This is a genomic window from Burkholderia sp. Ed8 (assembly GCF_040761425.1).
Classification (GTDB): domain Bacteria; phylum Pseudomonadota; class Gammaproteobacteria; order Burkholderiales; family Burkholderiaceae; genus Burkholderia; species Burkholderia seminalis.
Map to the genome: position 1 here is coordinate 643,253 of NZ_CP142886.1, position 15,916 is coordinate 659,168.

Here is a 15,916-nt window from a genome sequence, read left to right on the forward strand (position 1 = left end):
ATCGGTCAATCGGCCGCGACGTGCGGCTCGATCTTGCGCCGCAACGCGATCGGCGGCACGCGGCGGCACTGCCACACCGACACCACGGCCACGACGGCCGCCATCGCGACGCCCAGGTGGATCGCGCCGACCAGCGATTCGCGGGCCGCTTCCAGCAGCAGCGCGCCATTATGCCCGGCGCGCGTGAGCGCCGCGACGAGACCGCCCTGTGCCGCGCGATCGATCAGGATCTGCGGATCGGCGAGCTGCGCATGCCACTGCATCGCGTGATCGGCCGACAGCGCGTCGCGCACGCCGCTCGAATACATCTGGTTGACGAGCGTGCCCGTCAGCGCGGTGCCGAGCATCCCGCCGACCATCCGCAGCGATTGCAGCAGCGCCGTCGCGATCCCGAGGTGCTCGCGTCCGGCTGCCTGCTGCGCGAATACGGTGAGGTTCGGCAGCACGAAACCGAGCCCGATGCCGCCCGCGACCATCAGCGCCATCAGCATCCAGGCCGGCGTCGTGTGCGTCGAGACGACGATGCCCGCGCACGCGATCGCGAACAGCACGAAGCCGACGTGCAGCATCGCGTTCGGATGGCGGATGCGCGTGACGACGCGTCCGTTCATGATGCTGCCGATCGTGATGAACACGACGAGCGGCGTGATCACGAGCCCGGCTTCCTTCGGCGACATCCCGAAACCGCCCTGGAACAGCAGCGGCGCGTAGAACAGCAGCGAGAACATCGAGAAGCCGGCGAGGATCGCGAGCACGAACAGCGCGGACAGCGCGCGGTTGCCGAACATGTCGAACGGCAAAATGGGCTGTGCGCAGCGCTTCTCCCAGTGCCACAGGCCGACGCCGGCCGCGACCGCGACAACGAGCAGCAGCGACGCCCAGCTCGCGACGCCGTACTTCGGCAGCCATTCGACGAACAGCTGCAGCGCGCCGAGCGACAGCGCGATCAGCAGCGCGCCCGGCCAGTCGAGCCGCATCTTGCGATCGTGCACGACGTGGCGCAGGTGCGGCAGGTAGCGCCACACGAAGAACAGCGACAGCAGGCCGACCGGCAGGTTCACGTAGAACACCGAGCGCCAGCCGAACGACTGGGTCAGCACGCCGCCGAGCGACGGGCCGACCGCGTTCGCGATGCCGAACGCGGAGCTCATCAGCACCTGCCAGCGCAGCCGCACGACGGAATCGGGGAACAGGTCGGGGATGCACGCGAACGCGGTACCGACCAGCATCCCGCCGCCGATTCCCTGCAGGCCGCGCGCGAGCACGAGGTACAGCATGTCGTTGGCCATCCCGCACAGCACCGACGCGCCGGTGAACACGACGATCGACACGATCACGAACGGCTTGCGGCCGTAATAGTCGCCGAGCCGGCCGAAGATCGGCACCGTGATCACGGAACTGAGGAGATACGAGGTCGCAACCCACGCGTACAGGTCGAAGCCCCTGAGTTCGGCGACGATGGTCGGCAGCGCGGTGCCGACGACCGTCTGGTCGAGCGCGACCAGCATGGTGACGAACGAGATGCCGATCATCGCCAGCAGCGATTCGCGGAACGGCAGGACTTGCCCGCTCGAATGGTGGGCGGCAGTATGGACGGCCATTTTTTTGTTGATGCAACTTTTGACGAGTCAAACAATCTCAAAATTCTAGCATGCCGGAGTAATCTAGGCTGGCGACGGTTTGGGGCCTGTTCACGCCAAGGAGAGAAATGGAACCGATTTCAATCAACCCCGCGACGACGCTGTCGCCGGAGGATCGGGACGCGCTGGGGCGCGCGAAGCAGGTACTGGAAAGTCCGTCGCTGACGATGAAGCTGACCGGGATGCTCGGCGCGCCGGTCGAGAAAATGATCGCGCGGCTGCCGGATTTCGCGACCGGCAAGATCAACGACGCGACGCAGCTCGCGCTGCGCAAGTGCCTGAACATCGCGCTGCGCACGCTCGGCAAGCCGCCGGCGCCGGACGCCGAGCCCGACAAGCCGAGCAACCTGCTGCACAAGCTCGCGGTCGCGACGACCGGTGCGGCGGGCGGCGCGTTCGGCTTTCTCGCGCTGCCGGTCGAGCTGCCGGTGACGACCACGCTGATCTTCCGCTCGGTATGCGACATCGCGCGCAGCGAAGGCGAGGACCTGACGTCGGTCGATACGCAGCTGCAATGCCTGGCCGTGCTCGGCATGGGCGGCAACCCGGACAAGCAGGAAGAGGACGCCGATCTCGGTTATTTCGTGCTGCGCGGCGCGCTTGCGCAAGCGATCTCGAAGGCGTCGTCGGACATCACGACGAAAGGCATCGCCGCACACAGCTCGGCGGCCGTGTTCAAGCTCGTGCAGACGGTCGCGTCGCGCTTCTCGGTGCAGGTGACCGAGCAGATGGCCGCGAAGTCGATCCCGGCGATCGGCGCCGTGCTGGGGGCGACCGTCAATACGCTGTTCATCGACCACTTCCAGCAGATGGCGCACGGCCATTTCACCGTGCGCCGGCTCGAGCGCAAGTACGGCGCGGCGGCCGTCAAGGCCGCCTATCAGGCGATCGACGCCTCGCCGACGCGCTGAACCGCGCGTTCGACCGCGACGCGGCGCAGGAACGCGGCCGCGCGGTCGAGCGCGTCGCGCGCTTCCGGCATCATCGGCGCGTACAGCTGCCACACGTGCGGCATGTCGGGCCACACCTCGATCTCCACCGCCACGCCGGCCGCCTTCGCCTGCTCGGCAACGCGGCGCGAATCGTCGAGCAGCACCTCGGTGCTGCCGACCTGGATATACAGCGGCGGCAGGCCCGTGAAATCCGCGTAGAGCGGCGATGCGTACGGATGCGTTGCCGGCGTGTCGCCGAGGTACAGCTTCGCGGCCTTCGGCAGCGCCGAGCCGGCAAACATCGGATCGGCGCCGTCGTTGGTGCGCAGCGTCGCGCCGGTGGCCGCGAGATCGGTCCACGGCGAGAACAGGATCGCGCCGGCCGGCAACGGTTCGCCGCGATCGCGCAGCGCGACGAGCGTCGCGAGCGCGAGGCCGCCGCCCGCCGAATCGCCGCCGAGCACGATCGACTCGGGCGGCGTGCCGAGCGCCAGCAGTTGCCGGTAGGCCGCGAGCGCATCGTCGAGCGCGGCCGGGAAACGGTTTTCGGGCGCGAGCCGGTAGTCGAGCGAGAACGAGCGCACACCCGCACGCTTCGTCAGGCCGAACACCAGCGGCCGGTGCGTTCTCGTCGAACAGAAGTAATAACCGCCGCCGTGGAAGTACAGCAGCGTGCGGCCGGGCCCGCGCCCCGCGCTCGCGTCGGTGCGCTCGAGCCACTCGCCGCGCAGCGGCGCATCGCCCGCGCCATGGCACTGGCGCAGCCGGTAGCCCGACGGCGCGCGGCGCGGCACGATCATCCGCAGATCGGTAAAGCGCCGCGCACGCGCGGGGTCGAGCACCTCGCGCGTGGTCTCGGGACGAAACTGCCAGCGCAGCAGCCAGCAGGCGAGCTTGCTTTGCCAACTCATCGAATGCACTCCGTCATCGCAGTGTGACGATGGTACGTGCGAACGTTCCCGCCCCGCTCGACAGGTGCCTCTATATCAAACGCCGGCGCTCAGTTCGCCGGCATCACCTGGCCGCGGATCTCGCCGGCCGGGTGCTCCTTCGTATGAACGTTGAAGTACCACTTGCCGCCCATCAGGTCGGTAACCTGCGCGTCGGTGAGTTCCTTCGAACCCTTGATCGGGCTCGCCAGCTCGTCCTTCGGAATCGGCACCTGCACGCCCGCGTTCTGGCCGACCGGCGCGGGCCCGTGGAAATGCGCGGCGGTGGCCGGCCCCGTGAGGTGTTCGTAAGTGACCGTCCACTGCAGCGTATGGGTGGCCGTGTCGTACGTGGCGTCGACCTTGCCCGATCCCTTGGTCGCCGTGGGCGGGACTTCGCTCGACGGCTGGAGACTGGCGGACAGGCGCACCGTTTCGGCAGCGGCGCTGCCGGCGGCCAGCACGCCCGCGAGTAACGCGACCTGGAGCAAACGCAGCTTGAGCATGGACTCTCCTTGTACGACGTTGTACGCCGCCCGGACGGGGGCGCCAGATAGGATGGTAGTCGATCGCCGCCGTTGCGGGAGTCCGCCGAACGGCCAGGCAGCGAATCGTCACCGCGCCGCGACCGGCAGCGTCGCGTCAGTCTGCGTCAACCTGGAACGGACCTTTGCAACCCGACGGCTGAATCCGCGCGTGGCCTTTCGCTACACTTCGTCTCACAGTTGCTTGTTTCCTTCGTCCGAAGGAGTCTGCGAGTATTCACGCGGCCACCCGGCCGCGTTTTTTTTTGCATGCGCCGCCGGCAGCCGCGCCAGGTCGAGTCACGCGCGATAGCCGGGATCGATCCGATCGACGATACGCTGCAGCGCGTCGAACGCATCCTGCCCCGCGCCGTGCTTCGGATCGAAATTCAGCGAATCGCGCACGCACCCCTCGAGCACGGGCGGCGCGATCGGCAGCGCGCCGCCGATCGCATGCGTCGCGACCTGCACCTCGCACGCGCGATTGAGCAGCCACATCAGCGAGAACGTCTGCGCGAGCGTCGCGCCGATCGTCACCGGTCCGTGGTTGCGCAACAGCAGCACGGGCCGCCCGCCCGCGCTCTCGACGATGCGCCGGCCCTCCTCCAGATGCACGGTGATGCCCTCGAAGTCGTGATACGCGATCTTCCCGTACAGCTGCGCCGAATAGAAATTGGAAAACGACAGCCCGTCGCGCGAGCAGCACACGGCCATCGTCGGCGTCGTGTGCACGTGCATCACGCAATGCGCATCGGGCAGCGCCGCATGGATCGCGCTGTGGAACGTGAAGCCGGCCGGATTGATCGGCCAGTCGGAATGCCCGATCACGTTGCCGTCGATGTCGATCTTCACGAGGTTCGATGCGCACACCTCGCGGTAATGGAGCCCGAACGGATTGATCAGGAAATGCCCGTCCTCGCCCGGCACGCGCAGCGAGATATGGTTGTAGATCAGCTCGGTCCAGCCAAGGTGATCGAAGATGCGGTAAGCGGCCGCGAGCTGCACGCGCGCCTGCCATTCGGCTTCGGAGAAGCGGGCGGGACGCGTGAACGGCTGGTTCGGTACACGTTGCATGGAGGAACTCCGGTTGCGGGTGCGCGCGGCGCGCACGGCACGGGCCGTCCGCGGCATCGTCACGCACGCCCATATAGTTGTGCACACAACCATATCACCTTCCCCGCGCGCCGGTAACGCGGGTTTAGCCGGAGCGCTTCCGCCCCCTGTTTGCCGGGGCGCTCAAAGCTGATCGTCGACCGGCAGCAGGGTGAAGATGCCCGTCATCAGGTTGCGCATCAGCCCCGCGTGCGGATCGACGCGATAGGTCGCCGGCTGGCCGTCGTCGACGCCCGTCCATTCGAGTTCGGACGACCCGCCGCCCGCCGGCGCGGCGAGGCTCACGCGGTAGCTTTCGTCCGGCTGCGTCACGCGCGCGAAGATCGTCGCGACCTGCTCGGCAAGCGCCGGGCTGTGGATCACCAGCGCCAGTTCGGTATTCAGGTGCGCGGAACGCGGGTCGAGGTTCATCGAGCCGATCACGAGGATCTTCCGGTCGATCACGTACGCCTTCGCGTGCAGGCTCGCGCGCGAGCGCGACCCGAACAGGCGCGGGCGCTGGCGGCCCGGCTGCGCCTTGAACTCGTACAGCTCGACGCCGTGCCGCAGCAGCGGCACGCGGTACGGCGCGTAGCCGGCCTGCACGGCGACCGCGTCGGTCGCGGCGAGCGAATTCGTCAGGATCGCGACGCGCACGCCGCGCGCGGTCGTGTCGCCGAGAATCTTCACGCCCGCGTCGTGCGGCACGAAATAGGGCGAAAACGCGAGGAATTCCTGCTGCGCGCCGCGCGTCAGCTCGACGAGGCGCTGCATCGGCGGGCTGACGTACGCGTCGGTCGGCCGAGCGACCTTGTCGGGCGCATCGACCTTGAACTCGGCCGGCGCCCACACGAGCCCGAGCTCGTCGCGCGCGATCTGCTGCGCGAGCGGCGTCGCGTTCAGCGGCTTCGCGTTGTACGGCTCGGCGTTCTCGCGCCAGTGGCTGCGCAGCCCGTCGCGCATCGCGTCGAGGTCCTTCGGATCGAACGACTGGTGATTCAGCACGCGCAGCGGATAGCTGCTCGCGCTCGACCAGTACGTGTCGAAGCTCGCCGACACGTCGTTCGTCACCGGGCCGGCGGCGAGCACGTCGAGATCGCGGAACTGCAGCGTCGGGCTCGCGCTGAAGTATTCGTCGCCGAGATTGCGGCCGCCGACGATCGCGAGCTGGTTGTCCGCGATCATCGCCTTGTTGTGCATCCGGCGCGTGAAGCTGTCGATGCGCGTGAAGAAGTTGGTCGTGCGCTCGACCATCCCCTGCCGCGACGCGCCGAACGGGTTGAACACGCGGATCTCGATGTTCGGGTGCGTGTTCAGCGCGGCCATCACGCGGTCGATGTCGCGGAAGTTCAGGTCGTCGACCAGCATCCGCACGCGCACGCCGCGATCGGCCGCGTACAGTGCCGCGGCGAGCAGCAGCTTGCCCGTCGTGTCCTCGGTCGCGATGTAGTACTGCATGTCGAGCGTCTTCGTCGCCGCGCGGGCGAGCGCGATGCGCATCTGCAGCGCCTGCGCGCCATCGGCCAGCAGCCGGAAGCCCGACTGGCCGGGATGCGCGGCCTCGGGTGCCGCCAGCGCGTCGCGCAGCGGCGTCGCGGTGTCGGGCGGCAACGCATGCGAAACCGGGCGATCGAGGGTGGTGGCGGGTGGATGCGTCGCGCACGCGGCGACGAGCGACAGCAGTGCGCAGACGGCCAGCGCACGGGCCGGGCGGCATGCGGCACGCCATGACGGCGCGGCCGGCGCGCGCCGGATGAAGGACGTGAGCACGGGAGCTTCCTCGACTGGCGGAACGACGGTCCGCATTCGCCGCGGCGCGCGGCTGGCGCGCCGCTCCGGCCGATTCTAGTGGGCGGCCGACGACCCGGTCAATCGCGCGGGCGGCGCACGGCGGCCCGCGCGCGGCCGGCTGCCGGCGGGCGACGCCCGGAGATGCCCAATCCGCCGGCTGGACGCGCCTCGAGCGGATGTGGTCCGACCAATCTCACCGCCCGTCGCCGCTGCGCTCGAAATGGCTGCGCACGTAGTCGATATGCGTCTGCATCGCGGTGCGCGCCTCTTCGGGCCGCTGCGCGCAGATCGCGTCGCACACGACGCGGTGCTGTTGCAACAGCAGCTCGGACGCCTGCTCGTCCTCCATCGTCATGCCCGCCACGTTGATCGAGATGTGCTCGCGCAGCATCCCGATCACGCTCGTATGCAAGTGCAGGAACATCGTGTTGTGCGACGCGAGCGCGATCGCCTCGTGCAGCTTCGCGTCGGTCGCGGCCTCGACGGCCGCGTCGTCGTTCGCGTGCGCGGTTTCGAGTTCGCGCAGCAGCGCGCGGATCCGGCGCCGGTCGTTCGCATCGGCCCGCAGCGCGGCGAAATAAGCGGTCGCGCCTTCGAGTACGCGGCGGAATTCGAGGATGTCGTCGCGCAGCGCCGGATGATCGGCGACCAGCTGGCCCCACGGCGACGCGATGCCCGCGCGCAACTGGTCGGTCACGTAGACCCCCGCGCCGCGCCGGCTCTGCAGCAGCCCGCGCGCGACGAGCCGCTGGGTCGCCTCGCGCACGGTATTACGCGCGACGCCGTACTGCTGCGCGAGCACGCGCTCGGCCGGCAGCCGCGCACCGGCCGGCCAGGTGCCGTCGAGCAGCGCCGTCTCGATCTTGCGCATCACCACTTCGGTCCGGCCCCGTGCCGTCATCGCTGCCATCGCCGCCTCTCCCCGCTCAATGCCTGTCACGCCGATTGGCCCAACCAATTTGAGCCGCGGCGCCGTCGCGGGAATTATGCAGCGAAATCGTCGACCCGCATGCCGGGCCGTCGCCCCTGGAGCGAGACATGAACGAAAGGCAGTACCCCGCCGCCGTCCCCGCGCACGTCTATCTGTTCGCGACCTGCCTGGTCGACCTGTTCGTCCCCGAAGCGGGGCTCGACGCGGTCCGCCTGCTGGAGCGCGAAAGTCTGACCGTCCACTATCCGCGCCGCCAGAGCTGCTGCGGGCAGCCGGCCTACAGCAGCGGCAATCCCGACGAAGCGCGCCGCGTCGCGGCCGCGCAGCTCGACCTGTTCGCCGAGCCGTGGCCCGTGATCGTGCCGTCCGGCTCGTGCGCAGGCATGATCCGGCACCATTGGCCAGCGCTGTTCGCGGACGATCCCGTCAACGGCCCGAAGGCCCGCGCGATCGCGGAACGGACCTACGAACTCGCGGAATTCCTCGTCCACGTACTCGATGTACGGCTCGACGCGGCCACGGCCGGCGCCGGGCCCGACGAGCGCGTCGTGCTGCACACGTCGTGCGCGGCCCGCCGCGAGATGGGCACGCGCGTCCATGGCGTCGCGCTCGTCGACGCGCTGCCCGGCGTGACCCGGATCGAGCACGAACGCGAATCCGAGTGCTGCGGCTTCGGCGGCACGTTCTCGCTGAAGCATCCGGACATCTCCGGCGCGATGGTGCGCGACAAGGTCGCGTCGGCCTGCGCGACGGGCAGCGACCGGCTCGTGTCCGCGGACTGCGGCTGCCTGCTGAACATCGGCCACGCCGCGGCCAAGGCCGGCGCGCCGCTGCCGGTCGAGCATCTCGCGAGCTTCCTGTGGCGCCGTACGTCCGGCGCCGCCTCGTTGCGCGGAGACAAGCGATGAGCGCGCGCGCCGCGATTCTCGCGCGCCTGCGCGCCGCCTCGCCGGGCGTCGCCGCAACGGCCGCCCCCGCGCTGGACGCGCGCATCGACACGCATTACGACAGGCGCCGCACCTCGACCGGACGCGACCCGCAGGCACTCGCACAGGCGATGCAGGCCGCGCTTGCCGCATCGCACGCGGACGTCTGGTGCGCGAGCGCCGACGCATGGCCCGCGCAGCTTGCCGCACGCCTCGCCGACGCTGGCGTGCGCCGCCTGCTGCTCGACCCGGCGCGCGCCGAATCCGCGGCGCTCGCCCGTGCACTGCCCGACGCAGTCGCCCCGGTGCCGTTCGACCGGCCGATCGACGCATGGAAGGCCGAGCTGTTCGACACGATCGATGCGGGCTTCACCGTCGCGCGCTCCGGTATCGCGGCCACCGGCACCGTCGTGCTCGCGCCCGATGCCGGCACGCCGCGCACGGTATCGCTGGTGCCGCCGCTGCATGTCGCGCTCGTCCACGCGAACACGCTGCATGCCGACCTGCACGCGGCCGTCCGGGCGGAACGCTGGCACGCCGGCATGCCGACCAACCTCGTGCTGGTGTCGGGCCCGTCCAAGACCTCCGACATCCAGCAGACGCTCGCCTACGGCGCACACGGCCCGCGCCGCCTGTGGGTCGTGATCGTCACCGATTCGGCCGCCTCGTCGGCCGCACCCGCTTGCGAGGAGCCGCCGCGATGAGCGACCACACGCTGCAATTCGTCGCCCCCGGCGACTTCAAGAGCCGCGCGCGCGCCGCGCTCGACGATCCCGCGTTGCGCCGGAGCTTTCGCGGTGCGATGGACTTCCTGCAGGGCAAGCGTGCGACGCAATTCCCCGACGACGACGAACTGCAGCAGCTGCGCGATCTCGGCGAAGCCGTGCGGCAGCACGCGCTCGCGCAACTGCCCGCGCTGCTCGAACGGCTGGAGACGAAGCTCACCGAGGCCGGCGTGCACGTGCACTGGGCCGAGACGGCCGCCGACGCGAACGCGATCGTGCTCGGCATCGCGCAGGCGAGGAAGGCGCGCCGCGTGATCAAGGGCAAGTCGATGGCGAGCGAGGAAATCGAGCTGAACCATTACCTCGCGGAGCACGGCGTCGACTGCATCGAATCCGACATGGGCGAATTCATCGTGCAGCTCGCGGGCGAGAAGCCGTCGCACATCGTGATGCCGGCGATCCACAAGACGCGCGGCGACATCGCCGAGCTGTTCGAGGCACACATCCCCGGCACGCGCTACACGGAGGACGTCGACGAGCTGATCCAGACCGGCCGTCGCGCGCTGCGCCGCGCATTCGCCGAAGCCGACATCGGCCTGTCCGGCGTGAACTTCGCGGCGGCCGACACGGGCACGCTGTGGCTCGTCGAGAACGAAGGCAACGGCCGCCTGTCGACGACGGTGCCCGACACGCACATCGCGATCATGGGGATCGAGAAGGTCGTCGAGAAGCTCGAGCACATCGTGCCGCTGTCGAGCCTGCTCACGCGCTCGGCCACCGGCCAGGCGATCACGACCTACTTCAACCTGATCTCGGGCCCGCGGCGCGACGGCGAACGCGACGGCCCGCGCGAGCTGCATCTCGTGCTGCTCGACAACGGCCGCACGCAGGCATACGCGGACGACCAGCTGCGCGCGACGCTGCAATGCATCCGCTGCGGCGCGTGCATGAACCACTGCCCCGTCTACACGCGCATCGGCGGCCACGCGTACGGCACGACCTACCCGGGCCCGATCGGCAAGATCATTTCGCCGCACCTGCTCGGCCTCGACGCGACGGCCGACCTGCCGACCGCGTCGACGCTGTGCGGCGCATGCGGCGAGGTGTGCCCGGTGCGGATCCCGATCCCGCAACTGCTCGTGCGGCTGCGCACCGAGGCGAACCGCAAGCCCGACGAACCCGTCGCGCATCCGCTGCGCGGCCAGGGCGCGAACTACAACCGCGCGGAAGACCTCGTGTGGCGCTTCTGGTCGGGCGCGTTCGCGCATCCGCGCGCGTACCGCGCGTTCCGCTGGGCCGCGACGCGCCTGCATGCGCTGACGCCCGCGAAACAGATGGGCTGGACGCAGCACCGCACGCCGCTCGAACCGGCGCCGCGCAGCCTGTCCGACCTGCTGCGCGCCCGCGGCCAGCCCGAATAGCGCCCCCGCTTTCAAACCCGTACCCCGATAAATCCATGGAGGAGACACCCATGCAGGTTTGGCATCAGATCTATACGCCGCTCGGCAGCCTCGGGCTGTCGGCGTTCGTCGCCGCGATTCCGATCATCTTCTTTTTCGTCGCGCTGGCCGCACTGCGGATGAAAGGCCATGTCGCCGCCGCGATCACGCTGCTGCTGTCGCTCGGCGTCGCGATCCTCGCGTACGGGATGCCCGTGCCGCAGGCGCTCGCGGCCGCCGGCTTCGGCTTCGCCTACGGCCTGTGGCCGATCGCATGGATCATCGTCGCGGCCGTGTTCCTGTACAAGATCGTCGTGAAGACCGGCCAGTTCGACATCATCCGCGCGTCCGTGCTGTCGATCACCGACGACCAGCGCCTGCAGATGCTGCTGATCGGCTTCTCGTTCGGCGCATTCCTCGAAGGCGCCGCCGGCTTCGGCGCACCCGTCGCGATCACGGCCGCGCTGCTCGTCGGTCTCGGCTTCAAGCCGCTGCATGCGGCAGGACTGTGTCTGATTGCAAATACCGCGCCGGTCGCGTTCCGCGCGATGGGCATTCCGATCATCGTCGCCGGGCAGGTGACGGGCATCGATCCGTTCCACATCGGCGCGATGGCCGGCCGCCAGTTGCCGCTGCTGTCGCTCGCGGTGCCGTTCTGGCTCGTGTTCATGATGGACGGACTGCGCGGCGTGCGGCAGACCTGGCCGGCCGCGCTCGTCGCGGGCGGCAGCTTCGCGGTCACGCAGTACTTCACGTCGAACCACATCGGGCCCGAGCTGCCGGACATCACGTCGTCGCTCGTCAGCCTCGTCGCGCTCGCGGCGTTCCTGAAGGTGTGGCAGCCGCGCACCGCGCGGCAGCCGGCCGGCGGCCTCGTCGCGTCCGGCGGCGGCGCGGCGCTGGCCGGGTTCGGCGCGAGCGGCACCGGCTTCGGCACCGGCACGAGCCGCCGGGCGTCGCCGTACACGCTCGCGCAGACGGTGCGCGCGTGGTCGCCGTTCCTGATTCTCACGGCCGTCGTCACCGTCTGGAGCCTCGCGCCGTTCAAGGCGCTGTTCGCCGCACACGGCGCGCTCGCGTCGACCGTGCTGAAGTTCCACGTGGCCGGGCTCGATCAGCTCGTCGTGAAGACCGCCCCGATCGCCGCGACGCCGAAGGCGCTCGACGCGGTGCTGAAGATCGATCTGGTGTCGGCGGTCGGCAGCGCGATCCTCGTGACCGCGCTGATCTCGATGGCGCTGTTGAAGATGAAGCCGCGCGACGCGCTCGTCACGTTCGGCGAGACGCTGAAGGAGCTGACGCGCCCGATCCTGTCGATCGGCCTCGTGCTCGCGTTCGCGTTCGTCGCGAACTACTCGGGGATGTCGTCGACGCTCGCGCTGATGCTGGCCGCGACCGGCGCCGCGTTCCCGTTCTTCTCGCCGTTCCTCGGCTGGCTCGGCGTGTTCCTGACGGGCTCCGATACCTCGTCGAACGCCCTGTTCTGCTCGCTGCAGCAGGCCACCGCGCACCAGCTCGGCGTGCCCGAGACACTCGCGGTCGCCGCGAACACGACGGGCGGCGTGACCGCGAAGATGATCTCGCCGCAGTCGATCGCGGTCGCATGCGCGGCGACGGGCCTCGTCGGCAAGGAGTCCGAGCTGTTCCGCTTCACGGTGCGGCACAGCCTGCTGTTCGCGGTGATCGTCGGGCTGATCACGCTCGTACAGGCGTACGTGCTGCCGGGAATGGTGCCGTAAGCGGCGCACCGGCGGCCCCACAAGACAAAAACCCCACGCCCGAACGGGCGTGGGGTTTTTCGTTTCGCGTGCCGATCGCCGGCGCGGGCCGGCGATTCGTCATGCGCGTCGCGCGATCAGCTGCCCTTCGCGATGCGATCCTGGATGTGCTGCGCGCGGCTCGCCGACGACGGGTGCGAGCTCATCATCGAGCTCTGGCCACCGTCCAGCTGCGCGAGCTTCTGGAAGCCGGTGACGAGGCCCTTCTGGCTCATGCCCTTCTGCTTCATCAGGTCGAACGAGTAGTCGTCCGCCGCGCTTTCCTGCGATTGCGAGAACTGCGCGTTGATGAACTTCTCGGTGATGTCGCCGAGCTGCGAGCTCGACAGCGCCGCGACGCCCGGCGATGCCGCGCCGGCCGCGCTGCGCGCCGCGCTCACCGCGTACGCCGTCTGCATCGCCTTCTTCGAGTGGCCCAGTGCGACGTGGCCCATTTCATGGCCGATCACGCCGCGCAGCTCGTCGTCGTTCATCATGTCCATCAGGCCGCTGTACACGCGCACGCAGCCGTTGCCCATCGCCCACGCGTTGACGTCCTTGGTCATGTAGACCTTGTAGTTGATCTTCTGGCCGTTCAGCGTCATGTCGCCGAAGCCCTTCATCACCTTCGTCAGGCGCTTCGCGTATGCGCTGTTCGCCGGCGCGATCTTCGACTCGGCGTCGCTGGACTTGCACGATTCGTTCGACAGTGCCGCGATGTCGCTGTCCGACAGCGTCGCCGCCTTGTACAGGTTCGTCCCCGCCGACGTCAGGCTGTTCGCGTCCAGGCTCTGTACCCCACCGCATGCGCTCAACAGGAACGCCACGCCACACGCCGCCACCGCTTTCTTGAGTTGCATCCCGGAATCCCTCGATAGTTGTATTTGGGAGCGGCGATTTTGCATAATCCGGCAGAAAATTACCAGATGTTTACATCGGATGACACCTTCATTACTCGATGAATTGAAATGAAGACGCGATTCGTCACCGAATTGACGACAAAAACGGAGTAATCGTCGCCCCCGGGCGACGTTCGGGACGGAAACCGGGCCGGCCGCCGCTCAGGCGGTCTGGTTGCTGCGCCGCGTCAACCGCCGCGCGACCAGCATCGGCAGGCGCACCGCGAAACCGGCGAACAGGCGCAGGTGCATCCACGCGAGCAGCGCGTTGTCGCGGCCATAGTGGAAGTGCGAGACGCCGCCCTCGTGCCGGCCGAAATAGCGCACCGGCGCGTCGATGCGGATCGGGCGCACGCCGGCCCAGCACAGCCGCACGGCCGCTTCGGGATCGAAGTCGAAACCGCGCATCCACGGCTGGCGCCGCATGATCGCCGCGAGCGGCGCGACCGGATACACGCGAAACCCGTACAGCGAATCGCCGATACCGGCCCACAGCGTCTCGAGGTCGGCCCAGGCGTTCGACAGCCGGCGGCCCTGCACGCGCAGCTGCGGCGCGCTCGCGTCGAACTTCGGCACGCCGAGCACCATCGCGTCGGGCTCGGCCTGCGACGCGGCCATGAAGGCGGGAATCAGGTCGGCCGGATGCTGGCCGTCGGAATCCATCGTCAGCACGTGCGTGAAGCCGCTCGCGGCCGCCGCGTCGAGCCCCGCGAGCACCGCGGCGCCCTTGCCGCGATTCTCCGGCAGCACGATCACGCGCAATCCGGGATCGCGCTTCGCCATCGCCTGCAGCCGTTCGGCGCTGCCGTCGGTGCTGCCGTCGACGACGACCCACACCGGGTTCCACCGCGCGCGCGCCTGGCGCACGGTCGTGTCGACCTTGACACCCGGGTTGTAGCTCGGGATCAGCACGAGATGGGTGGACGAGGCGTGCAGCTTGGACATGGAAACAGCCGATTGCGAAGACGGGGATCCTGACAAAATTTTATGACTTGCCGGCGAACGTCGGCAGGCTTCGTCGAGGACATCGTCGACGCCATTCGCCGGTTGCCGGATCGTGAGGTTCTCGCGCTTCATGACAGCCACTCCATTGCATGTCCCGCACTGGCCTCGATCTCGACCAGCAGGTCGTCGCGGCACACGTCCGCGTGCACGAACAGCGGCCGCACGCGTGGCCCGGCCGCGTCGCGCAGCACGCGCCCGATCGCGGCGAGCGCCGCGGCATCGCCGGCGTCGCGCACGTAGACGCGATAGCTCAGGTCGGCGAGCGAGAACGGGCCATGCCCCTGCCGCGCGGCCTGCTCGAGCACGGCCGCGAGATTCGCGACCGTCTCGCGCGTCTGCGCGACGACGTCGCCGTGATGCACGGTGCGATGCCCGACGATGCTCGCGGTACCCGATACGAACAGCACCGGCGCCGCGGCCCCAGCGGCCCACGCGGCGGCGCGCGCGAACGTCGGCGCACGCGGGCCGTACTGCGCCGGGTAGTGGTACGCGCTCACCTGGCGCGGGTTCTCGACCGGATCGGCCGGCGTGCGGCTCGCGAGGAAATGAACCGCGAGCGGCGCGGCCGGCAGGGCATCGCCCGCGACCGGCACGACCGACCCGAGCGCACACGCGGCCGGCACGCCGCCCGTCAGCGCGCGACGGCACGCGTCGAACGCTTGCTGGCGACCGATATTGAACTGACGATAGCGCTCGATCCCGAACTGCACCGCGTTGATCGCGGGCACCGTGTTCCAGATGCGCAGCGGATGCGGCATGTCGAGCGCATCGAGCAGGCCGAACAGCATGCGGTATGCATCGAACGTCGCGCGCTCGAGCGGCGTACCGCCGTCATACGCATTGTGCGTGACATGCGTCTCCTGCACGACGAGGCTGCCGAACACGAGCCCGGCCGTTTCGCTGTAGCGGTAGTGCAGCGCGCCGCGCCGTTCGCTGCGCAGGTCGCGCGCATCGCATTGCCAGATTTCGCAGACGGCGTCGTGCGGCGCGGCATCGGCGCCGAGCAGCGCCATCCGCACCGGTGCGACCGGCAGGTCGGGCGCGGTATCGGCAAGGATCCGTTGCGCGGCATCGGCATGCGAGCCGGCCGCGCCGATGCACACCGCCCCCAGCGCGCCCGGCACGACGTGGTCGAGCCGCGCGGCATGCAGCAACGCGACGAGCCGCGCATGGCTCATCTGGACGAGCCGCAGCGCGCGGTCGCCGCCATGCGCGAACGGCGCGGTGGCGGACGGCGGCGAACACGAGCGCCGTTCGGCGTCGACGGGATGCACGGACACTTCGATTTCCTCACTATGCGGCGCGGGCCGCGCGGCAACACGGCCC

14 protein-coding genes are annotated in these 15,916 nt (G+C 69.4%); 5 read left to right on the forward strand and 9 right to left on the reverse strand.

Annotation, left to right across the window (positions count from 1 at the left end):
* Window positions 1–5: 5 nt before the first annotated feature.
* Window positions 6–1,601: an MDR family MFS transporter gene (locus VXM69_RS16900; protein ID WP_049030229.1), complete on the reverse strand. Its 1,596-nt coding sequence runs from the start codon at window positions 1,599–1,601 to the stop codon at window positions 6–8.
* A 107-nt stretch (window positions 1,602–1,708) separates the two neighbouring features.
* Here VXM69_RS16900 and VXM69_RS16905 point away from each other — a divergent pair, with 107 nt between their 5' ends.
* Window positions 1,709–2,551 carry an EcsC family protein gene (locus VXM69_RS16905; protein WP_034189583.1) on the forward strand — a complete coding sequence of 281 codons (843 nt, stop codon included), beginning with the start codon at window positions 1,709–1,711 and terminating at the stop codon, window positions 2,549–2,551.
* Here VXM69_RS16905 and VXM69_RS16910 read toward each other — a convergent pair.
* The 5 genes from VXM69_RS16910 to VXM69_RS16930 form a co-directional block, all read right to left on the reverse strand.
* A complete protein-coding gene (locus VXM69_RS16910; protein ID WP_034189584.1) occupies window positions 2,521–3,483 on the reverse strand; it encodes an alpha/beta hydrolase in 963 nt (320 codons plus the stop codon). The two genes, VXM69_RS16905 and VXM69_RS16910, sit on opposite strands and share 31 nt — an antisense overlap.
* An 89-nt stretch (window positions 3,484–3,572) precedes the next feature.
* Entirely contained in the window at window positions 3,573–4,007 is a 435-nt protein-coding gene (locus VXM69_RS16915; protein ID WP_034189585.1) for a CHRD domain-containing protein, read from the reverse strand.
* Window positions 4,008–4,325: 318 nt separating this feature from the next.
* On the reverse strand, window positions 4,326–5,099 hold the full coding sequence (locus VXM69_RS16920; RefSeq protein WP_059557112.1) for a class II aldolase/adducin family protein: 774 nt from the start codon (window positions 5,097–5,099) through the stop codon (window positions 4,326–4,328).
* A 162-nt stretch (window positions 5,100–5,261) separates the two neighbouring features.
* Window positions 5,262–6,887: a phospholipase D family protein gene (locus VXM69_RS16925; protein WP_200086406.1), complete on the reverse strand. Its 1,626-nt coding sequence runs from the start codon at window positions 6,885–6,887 to the stop codon at window positions 5,262–5,264.
* Between the two features lie 214 nt (window positions 6,888–7,101).
* Window positions 7,102–7,818 carry a FadR/GntR family transcriptional regulator gene (locus VXM69_RS16930; RefSeq protein ID WP_124610134.1) on the reverse strand — a complete coding sequence of 239 codons (717 nt, stop codon included), beginning with the start codon at window positions 7,816–7,818 and terminating at the stop codon, window positions 7,102–7,104.
* Between the two features lie 128 nt (window positions 7,819–7,946).
* Here VXM69_RS16930 and VXM69_RS16935 point away from each other — a divergent pair, with 128 nt between their 5' ends.
* From VXM69_RS16935 to VXM69_RS16950, 4 genes are read left to right on the forward strand one after another with little or no spacing between them, the layout of a single operon-like run.
* The gene (locus VXM69_RS16935) at window positions 7,947–8,747 is read left to right on the forward strand and encodes a (Fe-S)-binding protein (RefSeq protein WP_367189936.1); all 801 of its coding nucleotides are present in this window, start codon (window positions 7,947–7,949) and stop codon (window positions 8,745–8,747) included.
* Window positions 8,744–9,469 (forward strand): lactate utilization protein C, encoded by a 726-nt coding sequence (locus VXM69_RS16940; RefSeq protein ID WP_034189589.1) that lies wholly within the window; start codon window positions 8,744–8,746, stop codon window positions 9,467–9,469. The genes VXM69_RS16935 and VXM69_RS16940 overlap by 4 nt, the downstream gene beginning before the upstream one ends.
* Window positions 9,466–10,911 carry a LutB/LldF family L-lactate oxidation iron-sulfur protein gene (locus tag VXM69_RS16945; RefSeq protein ID WP_059557107.1) on the forward strand — a complete coding sequence of 482 codons (1,446 nt, stop codon included), beginning with the start codon at window positions 9,466–9,468 and terminating at the stop codon, window positions 10,909–10,911. The genes VXM69_RS16940 and VXM69_RS16945 overlap by 4 nt, the downstream gene beginning before the upstream one ends.
* A gap of 50 nt (window positions 10,912–10,961) precedes the next feature.
* Window positions 10,962–12,668, forward strand: coding sequence for a lactate permease LctP family transporter (locus VXM69_RS16950; RefSeq protein ID WP_367189937.1), 1,707 nt, complete (start codon window positions 10,962–10,964; stop codon window positions 12,666–12,668).
* 116 nt (window positions 12,669–12,784) lie between these two features.
* Here the strand turns inward: VXM69_RS16950 and VXM69_RS16955 are convergent, their stop codons facing one another.
* From VXM69_RS16955 to VXM69_RS16965, 3 genes are all read right to left on the reverse strand, one after another.
* Window positions 12,785–13,546: a M48 family metalloprotease gene (locus VXM69_RS16955; protein WP_034189592.1), complete on the reverse strand. Its 762-nt coding sequence runs from the start codon at window positions 13,544–13,546 to the stop codon at window positions 12,785–12,787.
* 201 nt (window positions 13,547–13,747) lie between these two features.
* Window positions 13,748–14,530: a glycosyltransferase family 2 protein gene (locus VXM69_RS16960; RefSeq protein WP_034189593.1), complete on the reverse strand. Its 783-nt coding sequence runs from the start codon at window positions 14,528–14,530 to the stop codon at window positions 13,748–13,750.
* Between the two features lie 128 nt (window positions 14,531–14,658).
* Window positions 14,659–15,870, reverse strand: coding sequence for an endoribonuclease L-PSP (locus VXM69_RS16965; RefSeq protein WP_124610130.1), 1,212 nt, complete (start codon window positions 15,868–15,870; stop codon window positions 14,659–14,661).
* Between the last annotated feature and the right edge of the window lie 46 nt (window positions 15,871–15,916).